This window comes from Ferrovibrio sp. (assembly GCF_964218355.1).
Classification (GTDB): Bacteria; Pseudomonadota; Alphaproteobacteria; order Ferrovibrionales; family Ferrovibrionaceae; genus Ferrovibrio.
In genome coordinates this window covers 43,765-59,173 of the sequence record NZ_CAXPMC010000012.1, presented here as the reverse complement: position 1 = coordinate 59,173, position 15,409 = coordinate 43,765, and the positions used below count along the sequence as shown (strand labels likewise).

The following is a 15,409-nucleotide window of genomic DNA, read 5'->3' as shown; positions in this document are numbered from 1 at the left end:
GTCTTCCTCACCGCCGCCTCATCTGCGCGAACAGCTGCCGATAGCCGTCGTCCATGATTTCCTGCCTGTATATCTGCCCGGCGGTGCCAGCGATTTCCTGACGCCGCTCCCGCAGGGCTTCCGCCTTCAGCAGAGCATTGCAGAAATCCAGATCGTCGATGTCTGCAACATAGCCGTTGCGTCCATCCTTTATAATCCAATCGGTCACTCCGGGAATCCGCGACGCGACCACAGGCAGGCCTGCACACAAAGCCTCCACCATCACGGTTCCGAGCCCCTCTGCAACGGATGGAAAGGCGAATATGTCAGCCCCCTGCATCAGGATATCGACATCCCGCACATTCTCCTCCAGCAAGGCTGCCCGGCCGGATAGATCCGGCATGGAAAGCCGGGCGCGCAACTCTGCCACATACGGATCAGCATCTCCGAAGGCCGGGCCCGCCAGCAGAAGATGGAATCGGGCAGGAAGCCGGGCCAGGCATTCCGCGAGAAAGAGCTGGTTTTTGAGCGGCCGGATGCGGCCGACATGAAGGACAACAGGATCATCCGGCGAGGCCTGCGGCAGGGCCGCTTCTATGACAGCGCGCGCCCGGAGCCTGGATTCCTCGTCCGGACACCGGAACCGGACGCTGTCCACACCATTGGGCCGGCACCAAATCGGAATATTGGGCTGTACCGCCCTCACTTTTCCTTCGAGCGCCGGCGAGATTGCAATAATGCGATCTGCCAGGGAATTCGTCCAGCGCACGATGCGGCCACCCAGACTGTCTCCGCCAGGATCTCCCGGCGTGGTCATTTCGCGTATGATCGGAATACCCTTCCGCTTCGCCACAAACAGCAGCAGCGGCGTCATCCATGTCCACCCTGCCGCGTGAACGATGTCGACATCTCTCAGAAGCCCGGCGGCCAGCTGGCGCAAAAGCCAGAGATTCTCGAGAACAGCGGCGCCGAGCCTGGGGTATTCATTTCCGCCAGCTGTGTAGGCCGCAATATGATCCGGCCCCGCAACCGGAGCAGTGCCAGCCTGCCTCCGCTTGGTGATGACGGACCATCTGAAATCGGGATTTGCAGCTTGCAGCCGGCTGTACATGCCATGCAAACGCCCTCCCGAACCGGAATGATCAGGAGGGTAGCCTGTTGTGGCCAGGAGAATGTGCATTGAAGCTGCTTCGCTCTCGACAAGACGCCAGAGTTGCAGGCCGGAATCGCCTTACAAACGGGTTCCGTTCCAGTTCAGCCCTTTCCGGCGAAGGTAGGCCTCGGTGTGCCAGGATACCAGATGCCGCGCCCCCCTGCCGTCGCGGGCCACGCGCCAGTAGGGTTCGATCGACTGGAATGCCAGCAGATCGGTCCAGTAGCTCAGATAGTGACGCTCGAACCGGTGCCATGCCTGCCGTCCGAAAGGAGCACAGACCAGCTTGGCCAGCGGCCTTATGCCGACTCGCATCCAGGCCGGACTGACACGGCGCGGAAAGTGCCAGGCCCCTCCCTGCCAGACGCCCCCCCAGTTCGCGTTCCGGAGCATGTCGGCATACAGGATCTGCTTGCGCTTCAGCGACAGGGGGACCGTCTGCCAGAAGTCGAGATAGTCCCGGCTCCACAGCGGAAGGCGCCATTCGAGCCCCAGGAAATCATAGATGCGCTGTCTGGAGATGACGTATTTCGACTGCCGGTCCTGGAATTCGAGATACTCGTAATATCCATGAACCTGCTGGGCCGACACCTCCTCTGCCCCGAGCGCTGCGAGCTCGCCATGCAGCTGACGCGCAATAATCCCGTCATTGTCGGAATCCGCCAGGCCGCCCCAGAGCCTGAAATGCTTCTTGACCATTGTTCCGACCACGACGGACGGCCATTGCCTCATCGCTTCCGGATCAAGCCCATCCGATATAGGGGGCTGGATATGCAGCCCGGAAACATAGTCGCCGGAATTGCCGTTGATGACGATGGCCGTCTGGTCAATGACCCGGTCGTCGAGCAGGACGCGGATTGCCGGGAGATCGTGTACCACGGTCGTCGAGCAGTTGCTGTCTGCGTACCGCTGGTACCGTTCATTCTCCTCGCTAAACCAGAATTGCCTCTGGGAGCGCGGCGTGAAAGGAACAAACGTCCAAGGGTATCCAAGATGGCTTGCGATTGCCTTGCCTGCCTCGGCCTCGTAATTGCCCGGCAAGCCGTATGAAAAGCACATCACATTGCGGGCACCCAGTTCCGAAAGCGCCGAAACAACCAGTCGCGAATCGAGGCCGGCACTCAATGGCACGGCGATCAGCCGACCCGATGCCTGCCTGACAATGCGCTCCATCAGCGACAGCGTCATGTCGGCCAGGTTGCGCTCCAGATCCCGAGAATCCGCCTCCACAGGCGACCAGGGCCGGTATCGGTGGTATCTCAACCGGCGGGCCGGACCACCGTGCCGCTCGGCGAGCAGAAACTCTCCGGGCGCCAGCTGCTGAAGATTGCGGAACAGCGTGCGTGCCCCAATGGTGTATCCCGCCATTGCAACCGCAAGCGCACTCTCCGTGTCGACCTCATCCAGCTGGGCGGCTCTGCGCAACCCCTCGCTATCCGCCGAGATGCGGATATGCGGGCCCTTTTCTGCAAAGTATACCGGGATTGACCGGACCGGATCCACCGCGGCGACAACCCGCGTGCCTTCGTCGGCGATCAGGGCGAAATGGCCGTCAAGGCGATCCAGGAAGTGTTGCAGTTCTCCGGCTGCACCTCCCGTCGGCCAGAGAGACAACAGCTCGGCCGGGTCGACGTGGTCGTACAAATGACCGAAGAACCAGATCGTCACTCCCGCGGTCTGGATTTTTTTCCAGCCTTCCGACACATTCGGAGCCGGCTCGATACAAACAGTCATGTTCGCCTTCACTGATCAGACGAGGCGGCGCAACGTGACGAATGCTTCCGCCGCAGATACGCCGACCTGGCTGCCGCGGAGCAGCGCCAGCGCCCGGACCGCCTCGATCGAACGGGAATGCGGCCACGGCCGCATTTCGGATTCATAGGCCGACAGCGCCGCAAGCTTTGCATCGAGAACAGCAGATATATCCACATACTCCGTCGGCGAAAAGGCACTGAAAGCGGGCCCTGACCACTCGGTTGCCGAGTTGATCTCTCCTGCCAGCAGCTCCCGGACCCCCTGGCCCGGCAGCGGCCGGCACGCCGCCAGAACCGCCTGATGGGTGATCCTGTGGTCGATATTCAGGTCACCGGCATGATGGGTGTACACTCTCTGCGGTTCCGCCTCCGCGAGGAATGCCTCGATGCGCTGAACCACATCAAGGAGCGGAACGGAGTCCATCCGGTTGTCCGGGAAATCGGAGAAGCTCAGCCGCGCCACCCCGAGCTTCTGCGCCGCCTCGCGGCTGCTGGCCTGCAGCAGGTCGATCTGATCCTGCGAGGCGGCCCCGCGCGATGTCAGGCCTGTCGCAAGGATCAGGACGCTGACAGTGACGCCGGCCGCCGCGTATCGGGCAATCGTGCCGCCGAAACCGAGGACTTCATCATCCGGGTGGGCAACGATCACCGCAATGCGGGAGATATCCTTGTCTGTCACTTCATTTCCCCTCTGCTCACCAGACGCCCGGGCCGCAACCCGCCGCAGGAGATGGCTCAGCGCACGGAAAAGGTGGGCCGGATCTGCTCGCCGCGCAGCCGCGCGGCCGGATCCGGTGAATTAAGATGGTCCGCCAGGGCCGAGAAGGCGCCATCTGCGGCCAGCAGCGTCTCTTCCGTCACCGCATCGTCATCATGTGCCAGACAGAGATTCAGCGAGACCGTCATATACAGGCCATGCGCCATGAATTCCTGCCGCAGCAGACTGGCCAGAAGATTTCCATCGACCGGCGGGGACTGAACCGTCAGCCGGGGCCACCAGCTTTCCCCTTCGAATTTCAGCAAGCCGCCAAGTCCGCGCTTTTCGATCTTCTGATTGAATCCTGCCGTCAGCTTCGCCCCGCGGGCCCATAACCGGTCGACGACCGAGAGGCGTTCCAGCTTCTCTATGGTGGCGATGGCCGCGGCAATGGACAATGCCTCGCCTCCGAACGTGCCGGAAAAGAATATGTCCTCCATCTTCCGCATGATATCACGCCGACCGACAATCGCGGATATCGGCATGCCATTGCCCATGGCCTTTCCGAAGCAGGACAGATCGGGCACGACACCATATTGCTGCTGCGCGCCACCCATGCTGATGCGGAAACCGGTGATGATCTCATCGAAAACCAGCACGATGCCGTGCCTGTCCGTCATGGCGCGGATTTCCTCAAGATAACCGGGCTCCGGTGGCGACTTTCCGGTCGGTTCCATGATCACCGCGGCAATCTTTCCGCCGTCCTGCTCGATTATCTTCTTGATGGCGGCAAGATCGTTGAACGGCACGGATATGGACAGGTCCTGAACCGCAGGAGGCACGCCAAGCCGGCGGGTCGTCGTGCCGATATACCAGTCGTGCCAGCCATGATATCCGCAGGTCACAATGACATCCCGGCCTGTATGCGCCCTCGCCAGCCGAATCGCTGCCGTCGTCACATCGGACCCGTTCTTGCCGAAACGAACCATTTCTGCGCAGGGAATGAGCCGGGTCAGGCACTCGGCGAGCTCAGCTTCGATCGGAGACGGCAGGGAGAATGTGATTCCCCTGTCGATCTGCCTGCGGATTGCCTCATCGACATCCGGATCACAGTATCCGAGAACGATCGGCATCAGACCGAGGATATGGTCGATATAGGCATTGCCATCCACATCCCAGACCCGGCATCCTGCGCCACGCTCGAAGAACAGTGGCGCCGCCCCGCGCGGAACCTGCTGATAGCTCTTCGAGAATGTCTGGCTGGCCAGCGGAATGACCTCCAGAACCCGATCAAGCATCGCGTTGCTTTTTTCGAACCGGGTATTCCTGTTCCCGCCCAGCCGCGCCTGATCGCGGGCCGTGCCTTCGTTGAGGCCGATACTCCCGTTGAGCCGCATCAGATTCGGCCGGACAGTCAGTTCGCGCAGGACATCCGTCCACGTGAAATCCGGCGGCAGGCTGGGTACGATCTGGCGCAGGAAATCGAGATCCTGCGGCATATCCAGGGTCCAGCGCAGATGGCTGAAATCAGACGAGTGCAGAATCTGGTCCTTGCGGAAACTCCCGCTCGAATACCGGTCCTTCAGGCGGGCGTGAATGTAAGGCGTTACATGCTGCCGCAGAAACGGATCCGTTGCCCGCCGGTTGGCCTCGTCCAGCGCTGCCCTGGAGAAGACCTCGACATCAAGACCATCGGGATAGGTCCGGATCTGGGCATTCGAGACATAGTCCACATCGCCCTTCATGAACCGCTTCAGTGCCAGATCGATCACGGCGGGATCAATCAGCGGGCAGTCTCCGGTGATGCGGACGATGACATCCGCACCGGCCTCTTCGGCAACGGCAGCGAAACGCCCGAGAACATCATTCTCGTCGCCCCGGTAAACCGGAAAGCCGAGGCTTTGGACAAATTCCGCAAGGGAATCGTCGGCCGGTTCCCGGCTGCAAGCCAGCCAGACCTGGTTCACCTGGGATCGCGCCGTACGCTCGAGAACCCACTGAATGGCGGGCCGGCCCGCAATCGCGACCAGTGCCTTGCCCGGCAGTCGGCTCGACTGCATCCGGGCCTGGACAATGGCCACCGTCTTCCTGTCAGGAGCTTGCGTCATGCCTGTATGTCCGATGTCGCTGTGCGGAATGGGATGATTGCAACCAGGGGGAATGGCCGGGCCAGGTGGCGGCTTTCCACCGGCCCGGCCCACTCTGCCCGGCCGTCCTACAGCGACGGCGGAGCATAGTTCTTGTTAAAAACGCCGACATAAATCTTGTCGGAAAGAATGCACTCGCCGCCAGGGCCAGGATGCATGAACTGGCCGGGAAGCCTGGCCTCGACCGAAAATCCGGCCCTGACATAGGCGCGGACCGATGCTTCGTTCAGCGAGTCTATGCTGGCGCTCAGCTTCCTCAGGCCGTGCCGGTCAAAGGCGATACCGATTGCCTGCCGGATGGCCTGGGATGCGACGCCGCCACCCCAGACCGACCGGTCCCCGATCACGGTGACCAGGTCGGATGTTCCATGCGTCCATTTGACAGGCCCGATCTTCACACTGCCGACATGCCTGTCGGTTTCAGACAGGCACACCGCATATTGAAAATATCCGCGTGTCCGCCGGCCAGCCTCCAGGTAATCGAGGGCATCCTGGCGCGAGATGTTGCGGGCCTCGAGAAACCGGGTGACGGCCGGATCACGAAACCAGCCGAGATAGGCATCGGTGACATCCGCCGCCACCATGTCGCGGAGATATACCCCTGCAGCCATGGTCAGGCATCCCCCCGGCCGGAAAGGCCGCAATCCAGATAGGGCACGAACAAGGTGCCATCAGCCGGTTTCCGCCAATCGGATTGCAATGACCGCCCCGCAATCAGGTCGAACAGGTCGTCGTAGAACGGCATGCCGGCCCGTATCGAAGCCGCTATGCTGCCGCTGGGCCGTGGATTCACCTCTATCACAACCGGCTCGCCGTCGGATGCCGTCATCAGGTCATAATCATACAGCCACGACAGATTCAAGGCAGCCGTAACCTTCTCGCCCAGCACCTCGAACGTCCGGCCAGAGCGGAATATGGAGCCCCTGAACGGAACGCCGGCGGGGTTGATGCGCTCACGGGTCGCCATCCGCAACAGCTGGCCATTCCGCGCCAGGATATCCAGGTCATAGGCGGGTGCATGCAGCCTCTCCATCACAATGGCCGGCAGCTGCGTGGCCACAACCGTCCGGTGATCGCGATCAAACGCATCCCAGCCAACATGGGTTTCCCGCGACCCGAAATAGTCCGTTTCGCCCGCTATGTCCTTTCGTATGACATAGACATCGCGCGAGCCACGGGATGAGATCGGCTTCACCACCGCCTCGCCATCTGTTGTCCGGAAGGCCTGCAGAGCGGCATCCATCTCCTCGGCAGAAGAGACAATCTGCCAGCGCGGGACGCGCACACCGGCTTTGGCAAGAAGTGACAGCGTTGCCGCCTTGCTGGCCATCACCTGCAGCGTGCTCGCCTCCGCACAGGCCAGAACAACCCCCAGCGACTCGATTTCGCCACGGCGATTTGCCAGTGACAGCGCTTCCTCGTCAGACCAGGGCAGAACCACATCCACATGATGGCGGGTGACCAGATCGCGCACGGCATCAACATATTCCGGCGAGTTTCCCGGCGGCACGGTCGCAAAGACATCCGCGAAATGCTGGCCGAGCGCATCGGACCTTGCATCTACCGCAACTACACTGACGTCATGCCGGCTCGCTTGCAGCAGTTTTATATTCAGCGGCGCCAGCGCGCCACCTGCCGAAGTCACCAGTATGCGAGGCATGAGTGTCCTTTCCGCTAACGCGATTCCGGGCTGTCTGCTTCAGGCCGGCAGGAGCGCATCAGCCGTGATCGGCTCATTCTCCGACAGCGCGGCGGCAACACGCCGACCAAGAACCGCTTCATACTGCGCCGGCCCAAGCCCGGACAGCCCTGGATTGGGCCGCTTGAAAGCCACATCCTGCTCGGACAGAACCTGTCCCGCAGCAATGGCGCGACGTGCCACCAGAATCCTGTGCATCGCCCGGGCCTTGAGCGCTTCTTCCTTGGTCAGCGGCCGGTCCGGATCTCCCAGCATCGCCTCAGCTGCCCGCACCTTTCTCACCATTTCGGCGAATCCCCTCGCATCCAGCGATATCGGATGGTCGTATCCCGGTCGGCTGCTGTCGAAGGTGAAATGCTTTTCGATGATACAGGCGCCGGCCGCGACAGAAAGGGCCGCGGCTTCCACCCCCAGGCTGTGGTCGGAAAATCCGACAGGAACATTGCTCTTCGCCTCCAGCTTTGCAATGGCGGCCAGGTTGAGCAGTTCGGGAGCGCAGGGGTACAGGGAAACGCAATGCAGCATGGCGATCCGACTGGCGCCGGCATTGCGGGCGCAAGCCAAGGATTCAAGAATCTGCCCTCCTTCCGCCATTCCCGTCGACATCAGGATTGGGCGGCCGGTTGCGGCAATCCTGCGAATTAGGGGCAAATGCGTCATCAGACCGGAGGAAACCTTGTGCGCAACCGGCGCCAGCCGATCGACCCATTCCAGAGTCCGGAAATCTCCCGCCGTGGTGAAGGGCGCGATGCCCAGAGACCGGGAAAGATCGAACATCGCCGCGGTCTCTTCCCTGGTCAGCATCGCCTTCGAAAACAGCCGATAGCTTTCTGTCCCGGGCATATAGTTTTCGTCCGGATCCACGGTCTGCAGCTTGATTGCGTCGGCTCCGGCAGCAGCGGCCGCCTTGATCATCTCGGCGCAGCGGTCAACGCTGCCCTCGTGATTGATTCCGATTTCGGCGATGATCCAGGTTGGGTGGCCGCGGCCGACGAGGCGGCCGGACATGTCCACCGTTGGTGTGGTTTCAGTCATTCCGCCCTCCCTCTTCCAGGTATGCCAGTATGGCCTGCGCCGCCAGCTTTCCGGCGCCAGCCTCCGGTCCGGTAATATAGCGTTCCATGAACTGCTGCCGCGGGGCGGCCTTTGCCTGCCATGCCTTCTGTATGTCCCGCAGAGGCTGCGACAGGAATGCCCTGAGTCGATCTGTTGCCCCGGCATTCCAGTCAAACAGGAAAACGGCGTCTGCCATCGCCTGATGCACCTCCGGGCGCAGCGCGGCATGATCCGGCATGTTGATGAAGACCAGAGGTTTTCCGGATGCCAGACACCAGGCAATGGTGCTGGTGGCCCGGGACGCGACCAGCACCTGGAACCGCCGCAGCAGATACCGCAGGTCGATCGGCTGGTCGAATACGGAAATGTTTGAATGCTGGTTCAGCCTGAACAGCAGAGGATCTGTATCCGGGTAGCGGTCGCGCGACGGGTAAGTCTTATACGTCACCCTGTGCGGCAGCTGCGCCAGAACGGATCCGGCAATATCAATTTCTCTCTGCACCCGGTCAATATCCGTCAGCCCGCCAACCATCTGATTGACATTTCCCGCGAGCAGGGCCGTCGAGACATACAGGATCGGAGCGTCAGACAGGTGCCTTGCAGAAGTACCATGCAGGCGCCGATAGACGGAAGGAACGCCGACTGCCACCGACCGACCCTTGCGGAACGGGGAGAGATTGGTCCGGTGCACAGCTTCCCTGTTGAAGGCAAGATAGAGGTCGGCAATACTGCTTTCATAGTTCACATCGGTGACATCATGCATGCCGCACAATTCCCGTGTGACTCCGTGCTGCGCGGAAACCAGCGGTATCCCCCGCATTTCGCATGCCTTGCCCAGGGCCAGCATGCTGGCGCCGCCAGGAAAATTCGTCAGAACCACTGCTGGCCTCCCCGGCTGTTGCCGGTCGAGCACCTGCCCCCATGCCTTCTGATCCCGGCAAAAGATGCGAATATCGGCTTTCAGCTGCGCGGTCATCATACGCCCCGCCGCCGGCCGGCCGGCCGCTGGCATCCACTCGGTCACAAAGGTGGCCAGGGCCGGAGCGATTGCCGCAGATACAGCCTCAAACAGCGCGATGCCGTCATCGTCCGGCCCGCCGTCTGGTTTCTTCACCTGTTCGAGGCTGAATCCGGACAAAAACAGCGCGGCGCAGGCTTCTTCTATCAGCTCGTTCTCCCGCACCACCAGTGCATGAGGCGTCGCCCGGCCTCGGCCAAGACGGCCGGCAAGCAATCCCAGCCGATACAGCGCCAGCGCCCTGTCGAAGCGCTGAAACTTCGACCACAGTGTCGTCGTGAGAGGGCGCGCCTGAGGAACCGGCACGGAAAAACTGTGCGTCTGCAATTGCGGATTATCGGCCAGCAGGCTGTGCCACGGCGTATTAAACCGCCGGTCGACCACCGCATCCCCGGTCTCCACAAGAAGTGCCGCGCGCGGCTCAGTGAAGTCCGCCTCCGATAATGCGGTCATTTTTGTCAGGAGGCGGTGGGTGGCATGAGCCGATCGTGCTGCCAGCAGGGCAAACGGGGCCAGATGCGGATCGGCAGACAAGCTCCGGAACACGGCCTCGGCCAAGGGACGGGCCGCTTGCCAGTATGCCAGCAGCTTCCGGGTGGCGTCAGCCCCATGAAGCGGCTCGACCGATGACAGGCCGGACAAAGCCACGGCAGGCGCATCGGTTCTGACACGGGCAGATTCCGGCAGGCCGGCATGCCGTGCCTGCCGCAAGGCCTCAAGGCTGTCGCAGAAGGCAACCGTGACGCCGGGCAGACCCTCCCTCTTCACGATTGCCACCCGAGGATTCCATCCGCCACACGCCTGGCACCCTGTCCGTCTACCGCCCGCCGGGCGGCAGCAGCCATCCGCATGCGCCCCTCCCTGTCCTTCGCCAGAGAAAGAAGGGCGGCAGCCAGCGTTTCCGGATCGGCACTCTCCACACCACCCAGATCCAGGGTTGCCCCGCAGCTGCTCAGTGCCTGCGCAACCATCCTCTGATGGGCGTTCAGCGCCAGCGTCGCCGACGGCCGGCCAGCGGCGGCCCGCTCTGCCGCGGAAATGCCGCCAGCACCGATGGCAAAGTCGCAGGACGCAAGAAGCGGGATCATGCTGTCTGCTTCAACCACCAGCCCGCCTCTGCTTCCAAGCCGGTCCACCGCTTTGCGCACCGCCTCCAGATGCGGGGCACGGGCTCCGGCGACGATGGTCACCTCCGGCTGCCATTCCGTGGCCAGGTTTTCCAGCGCTGAAATGATAAGACCCGTGGCATTGACAGAATCTCTCAGCCCGAAACTGACCAGAACGTGCTGCGGCAATTCCGGCCACACCGCATCGGCAATCTCGGCAAACTGGCGGGGAACCAGGGCATGGCGCAGCCCCCACAGAACGCCGGCCCCGGCCTCATTGCACGCCAGCCTCCACTGCATGATCGAGATGTCGACACCCGCTAGGGGGCATTCTGTGTCTACGATCGCCACCAGGCGGGCAGCCTGTTGCCGCCAGTGCTGCAGGGTCGTCCGGGATACCTCATAAGTGTCGAGGATCACCCCTTCTGCGTGACCGGTCCAAGCATCTCCTTCGGCACCGACTTCAAATCCGGATGCCATAATCCGGCTGGTCCAGTCCGCTCCCTCCGGGTCGAGAACAAAGCGGACGGAAACGCGGCCGGCCATGGCACGGGCCAGGGTCAGGCAGCGCGAAACGTGACCACCGCCAACCTCAGGCCGGGATGCGACCCGAAACACCCAAAGAGGTGCCGTCATCGGACAATGGCGGAAATGGCCGCGACGACGCGACTCACGTCGTCATCATTCATGCTCGGATACAAGGGGAGCGACAGACAGGATCTGTAATATTCTTCCGCGCCCGGCAAGGCGATATTGCCATACCGGTTCCGGTAGTAAGGCTGCTGTGACACAGGGATATAGTGGACCTGCGAGCCGATCCCCTGCTGGCGAAGCTTCCGCATGAAGGTTCCGCGATCCATCCCGATGGCATCAAAGTCGATCCGCACGACATAGAGATGCCAGCCCGGAACGCAGTCTGTGCGGGACAGCGGGCGCACGACGGGCTGCAACACCGCGAAAAGCTCGTCATATTTCCGGACAAGCTGACGCCGCCGTTCAAGGAAACGCGGCAGTTTGGTCAGCTGGCTGGTGCCCAGTGCACACTGGATATCGCTTGCCCGGTAGTTCAGACCGACTGCAGGCATTTCGTAATACCAGGGATTGGCCTGGCCGTCCGGTCCGAACGCCATATCCCTGTTCTCGAAATCCGCCTTCGCATGCACCATTCCGTGGCTGCGCAGCCGCCTGAGAGATTGCGCAAGCGATGGATCTCTCGTGGTGACAGCCCCGCCCTCGCCCATGGCAATGCTCTTGACCGGGTGGAAAGAGAAGCATGTCATGGTCGAATGATCGCAGGAGCCGACGACATGGCGGGCATCGAGATATCTGGTGCCCAGTGCATGGCAGGCATCCTCGATCAGCATGAAGCCATGCTGGTCGGCCAACCGAACAAACCCGGCAGGATCTGCCGTCTGACCAGCGAGGTGAACAGGAAAGACGGCCTTCACCCGCCCGGACCTGCTGCGGGAAAGGGCTGCTTCGACATGCGCAGGCATCATCAGGCCGGTGGTCGGATCGACATCGGCAAACATAACCTCGGCGCCTGCCAGCCTCACGGCGTTCGCCGTGGCGAGAAACGTGATCGCGGGCACGACGGCAAAATCTCCAGGCCCGAGACCCGCAGCAAGCGCCGCCATATGCAATGCCGCAGTGCCGTTTGCACAGACGACACTGTCCGCCCCACCGGCATGGCCAGACAGCGCCGCCTCAAAATCTGACACTGCCGGCCCCGTGGTCAGCATATCGCTGCGCAGAACGGCTACCACGGCAGCCACATCTTCATCGTCGATATGCTGCCGCCCGTAAGGAAGAAAACTGGCGTTCATCACTCTAGCCCAGCGCACACATCAATCTGATGCCATCCTGGTTGCGCAGGACGCACCCGCCTTACGGCCTTTGCCGGGGACCAGGTCATCGCAGACAAGCCGTAGGGTCACAGGTATCCGCCATCTCGCAGAAGATTCTGCATTTCCGAATCGCTCATCCACTGCGCGTTCTGATCGCTGGAATAACAAAAATTCTCAGCGACCTGCTTGGCGCCGTCCTTCTCGTCATACCTCAGAACATTCCACCAATGAAAATCAGGCTGTATGACGTAGCGATCAGACAGTTCAACCGTGCTTCTGGCGTCACCTTCAGTGATCATGACCTCATGCAGCTTTTCGCCCGGCCGGATGCCGACAATATGATGCGGTAGGTCTGGCGCAAGAACCCTGGCGAGATCAACGACCTTCATGCTCGGAATCTTCGGAATGAAGATCTCGCCGCCACGCATCATTGCCAGAGAGGAAAGAACAAATCCGACGCCACTTTTCAGCGTGATCCAGAAGCGCGTCATTCTCGCATCAGTGATCGGAAGACTGGTCGCCCCATCTGCGATCAATTTCCGGAACAGAGGTAGCACACTGCCTCGCGATCCGAGGACATTGCCGTAGCGAACAATCGCGAATCTCGTGCCGGACTTCCCCGACAGATTATTCGCCGCGACAAAAATCTTGTCCGACGCCAGCTTGCTGGCTCCATACAGGTTGATCGGACTCGCCGCCTTGTCTGTGGATAATGCCAGCACTTTGCGGACATTGTTCCGGATCGCCGCATTTACGATGTTTTCTGCACCCAGCACGTTGGTATGGATGCATTCAAAGGGATTATACTCGGCAGCAGGCACGTGCTTCATGGCCGCCGCATGCACCACGACGTCAACACCGCGCATGGCCGTCTCAAGCCGTCGCTCGTCGCGCACGTCGCCAATGAAGAAGCGCAGACAGGGATATTCCTCCGGACGGAACCTCTGCGCCATTTCCCACTGCTTGAGCTCGTCGCGGGAAAAAATTATCAGGCGGCGCGGACGGCTCTGCCTGAGCACATGCGCAACGAATTCCTGCCCGAATGATCCCGTGCCACCGGTGATCAGCACCGAGCTGTTCTCGCCGAAATCCTCGGATGCCTGCTTGATCTGGTCGATCATTGCACTTCCCCTGCACGCGTGTTCTGCATATCCAGCATCCGCTTGTACCAACCTCCGCTGTTGTCGAGCCTGGCAGGAGGGCCCGCCTCGACGATGCGGCCCTGCTCCATCACGATCATAGTGTCGGCCGCCGCGACCGTCGACAGCCTGTGGGCAATGACAATAATCGTCTTCTCCCGACGATCGAGAATGCCCTGCACAACCTGCTTGATCTTGGCTTCGGATTCATAGTCGAGAGCGCTGGTCGGCTCATCCAGTATCAGTATCGGTGCGCCACTGGCAAAGGCGCGCGCCAGCGCCAGCCTCTGCTGCTGGCCGCCGGAAAGCTTAACGCCGCCCTCGCCAATCTGGGTCTGGTAGCCACCCGGGAGCCGTGTGATGAATTCGTCAGCCTGAGCCAGCCGCGCCGCGTCCGCCACCATCTCGTCAGACATATCCGGGCGACCATACCGGATATTCTCGGCGATCGTCATATCGAACAGAACCGACTTCTGGCTGACAAAGGCGATGCTCCGCCGGAGGCTCGACAGCGAAAAGTCCTCGATCGGCACACCGTCGATCCTGATTCTGCCCGAGGCCGGCCGCAGGAGACGGGGCAGCATATCGACAATCGTCGATTTTCCCGCACCTGAAGGGCCTACAATCGCAGTCATCTGCCGGGCCGGGATGCGGACGGATATCCCCTCCAGGGTCGGCTTTTCGCTCCCGGGATAGGAGAAGGTCACATCAGAGAATTCAATCTCCTGCGTCACCCCGGTCAGTTCCCGGCCGCCGCCATCCTGCTCACGCAGCTTCGAGAACTCGTCAAGATCGCTGATGGCCCGGTCGAACTGCGGGCCAAAGCGGGCCATCGCCTGGCGTTGCTGCGAGAAACTGCGAACGACCGGCTCCAGCCGGATCAGCACCATGATCAGAACGGCGATCTGGGTAACCTGGATATGCAGCACGCTGACCGAAAGATACAGGATGGAGAGGGTAAGCCCCGTCATCACCGGAACAACGGTCAGGTCGGTCAGAGCAGACATGCGGATGCTGTCGATGTCCAGATTGTAAATCCGCTGCGCCCACCGGGTCAGGGCCTTGGTTTCCGGCTCTACCGAGTCCACCAGTTTTATCAGGCGCCAGTTCTGGTAGCGCTCTGCCAGATGATTCTGGAACCGCTGCCGCAGATCGACGCTGCGGCTGCTGATTGCCCTGGCGAGTCTGGCAAACTTCCCCATCGCCGTCATCACAAGACCTGCCAGCAGGATTCCGACGACCGTGGGGATCGGCGCCAGCGGTATGGAGATCGCGAGATAGGCCGCGCAGACGATCACGCCATTCAGAAAGGCCGCATGCGTACGCAGTATCGTGGCCGCTCCGTTGGCCAAAGTATTGATCATGAATGTGAAACGGCCCGTGCCAACGTCCTGCAAAGCCAGCGGCGCGGAATGCAGCGTGGTCCGGAAGAGGCGCAGCGCCAGGTCCCGCTCGACCATCTGCTTGGTGTGCGACATCGACATCTGCGCCGTGTAGCGAACAATCTGCCTCAGGCAAATCATGCCGAACACGATCAGGAGCAGGCTGGACAGGTTGAGGGTCAGCCCCACAATGTCGAAGGTATCCTTCATGATTCGCCAGTAGCGCGACTGCATTGCCAGCTCGTCGACCACACCGGCGCCGCTTTCAATCAGTTTGAGGACCGGGATCAGCAGGGAGAGCCCGATCGTCTCGAACAAGATGGTCAGCAGTATCAGAATGACCTGGAGAAGGATGCGTCGCCTGGTAAGCAGGCCACGCCCAACCAACTCGCGCAGCTGATGATAGATCTGCACCGGCATGGAGCCGGTCAT

General features: G+C 61.4%; 12 protein-coding genes. All 12 read right to left on the bottom strand.

The genetic code is table 11. The features are described from left to right. Window positions 1-7: 7 nt before the first annotated feature. The gene (locus tag ACEQZY_RS07670) at window positions 8-1,159 is read right to left on the bottom strand and encodes a glycosyltransferase family 4 protein (RefSeq protein ID WP_370153409.1); all 1,152 of its coding nucleotides are present in this window, start codon (window positions 1,157-1,159) and stop codon (window positions 8-10) included. A 51-nt stretch (window positions 1,160-1,210) separates the two neighbouring features. Further along, window positions 1,211-2,866: an asparagine synthase-related protein gene (locus ACEQZY_RS07665; protein WP_370153407.1), complete on the bottom strand. Its 1,656-nt coding sequence runs from the start codon at window positions 2,864-2,866 to the stop codon at window positions 1,211-1,213. 15 nt (window positions 2,867-2,881) lie between these two features. After that, window positions 2,882-3,565, bottom strand: a complete 684-nt coding sequence (locus ACEQZY_RS07660; RefSeq protein WP_370153405.1) for a PIG-L deacetylase family protein — start codon at window positions 3,563-3,565, stop codon at window positions 2,882-2,884. A 56-nt stretch (window positions 3,566-3,621) separates the two neighbouring features. Then, entirely contained in the window at window positions 3,622-5,664 is a 2,043-nt protein-coding gene (locus ACEQZY_RS07655; protein WP_370153403.1) for an aminotransferase class III-fold pyridoxal phosphate-dependent enzyme, read from the bottom strand. 134 nt (window positions 5,665-5,798) lie between these two features. Then, complete coding sequence (locus ACEQZY_RS07650) at window positions 5,799-6,314, bottom strand: GNAT family N-acetyltransferase (RefSeq protein WP_341702904.1); 516 nt, start codon at window positions 6,312-6,314, stop codon at window positions 5,799-5,801. 29 nt (window positions 6,315-6,343) lie between these two features. After that, window positions 6,344-7,390 carry an ATP-grasp domain-containing protein gene (locus ACEQZY_RS07645; RefSeq protein WP_341702905.1) on the bottom strand — a complete coding sequence of 349 codons (1,047 nt, stop codon included), beginning with the start codon at window positions 7,388-7,390 and terminating at the stop codon, window positions 6,344-6,346. Between the two features lie 39 nt (window positions 7,391-7,429). Beyond that, window positions 7,430-8,464, bottom strand: coding sequence for an N-acetylneuraminate synthase family protein (locus ACEQZY_RS07640; protein ID WP_341702906.1), 1,035 nt, complete (start codon window positions 8,462-8,464; stop codon window positions 7,430-7,432). Further along, complete coding sequence (locus ACEQZY_RS07635; protein ID WP_370153400.1) at window positions 8,457-10,280, bottom strand: hypothetical protein; 1,824 nt, start codon at window positions 10,278-10,280, stop codon at window positions 8,457-8,459. Before ACEQZY_RS07635 ends, ACEQZY_RS07640 begins: the two co-directional genes overlap by 8 nt. Then, window positions 10,268-11,155 carry a hypothetical protein gene (locus ACEQZY_RS07630; protein WP_370153398.1) on the bottom strand — a complete coding sequence of 296 codons (888 nt, stop codon included), beginning with the start codon at window positions 11,153-11,155 and terminating at the stop codon, window positions 10,268-10,270. The genes ACEQZY_RS07635 and ACEQZY_RS07630 overlap by 13 nt, the downstream gene beginning before the upstream one ends. Window positions 11,156-11,241: 86 nt before the next feature. Further along, window positions 11,242-12,435, bottom strand: a complete 1,194-nt coding sequence (gene pseC / locus ACEQZY_RS07625; RefSeq protein WP_370153397.1) for a UDP-4-amino-4,6-dideoxy-N-acetyl-beta-L-altrosamine transaminase — start codon at window positions 12,433-12,435, stop codon at window positions 11,242-11,244. A gap of 107 nt (window positions 12,436-12,542) precedes the next feature. Then, complete coding sequence (gene pseB / locus ACEQZY_RS07620) at window positions 12,543-13,577, bottom strand: UDP-N-acetylglucosamine 4,6-dehydratase (inverting) (RefSeq protein ID WP_341702910.1); 1,035 nt, start codon at window positions 13,575-13,577, stop codon at window positions 12,543-12,545. Next, window positions 13,574-15,409, bottom strand: coding sequence for an ABC transporter ATP-binding protein (locus ACEQZY_RS07615; protein ID WP_341702911.1), 1,836 nt, complete (start codon window positions 15,407-15,409; stop codon window positions 13,574-13,576). Before ACEQZY_RS07615 ends, pseB begins: the two co-directional genes overlap by 4 nt.

What these genes read in the sequence shown, in the direction of transcription:
- ACEQZY_RS07670 (WP_370153409.1), bottom strand. Translation starts at nt 1,159, where the DNA reads ATGCACATTCTCCTGGCCACAACAGGCTACCCTCCTGATCATTCCGGT.
- ACEQZY_RS07665 (WP_370153407.1), bottom strand. Translation starts at nt 2,866, where the DNA reads ATGACTGTTTGTATCGAGCCGGCTCCGAATGTGTCGGAAGGCTGGAAA.
- ACEQZY_RS07650 (WP_341702904.1), bottom strand. Translation starts at nt 6,314, where the DNA reads ATGGTGGCGGCGGATGTCACCGATGCCTATCTCGGCTGGTTTCGTGAT.
- ACEQZY_RS07645 (WP_341702905.1), bottom strand. Translation starts at nt 7,390, where the DNA reads ATGCCTCGCATACTGGTGACTTCGGCAGGTGGCGCGCTGGCGCCGCTG.
- ACEQZY_RS07640 (WP_341702906.1), bottom strand. Translation starts at nt 8,464, where the DNA reads ATGACTGAAACCACACCAACGGTGGACATGTCCGGCCGCCTCGTCGGC.
- ACEQZY_RS07630 (WP_370153398.1), bottom strand. Translation starts at nt 11,155, where the DNA reads ATGGCCGGCCGCGTTTCCGTCCGCTTTGTTCTCGACCCGGAGGGAGCG.
- pseC (WP_370153397.1), bottom strand. Translation starts at nt 12,435, where the DNA reads ATGAACGCCAGTTTTCTTCCTTACGGGCGGCAGCATATCGACGATGAA.
- pseB (WP_341702910.1), bottom strand. Translation starts at nt 13,577, where the DNA reads ATGATCGACCAGATCAAGCAGGCATCCGAGGATTTCGGCGAGAACAGC.
- ACEQZY_RS07615 (WP_341702911.1), bottom strand. Translation starts at nt 15,409, where the DNA reads ATGACCGGCTCCATGCCGGTGCAGATCTATCATCAGCTGCGCGAGTTG.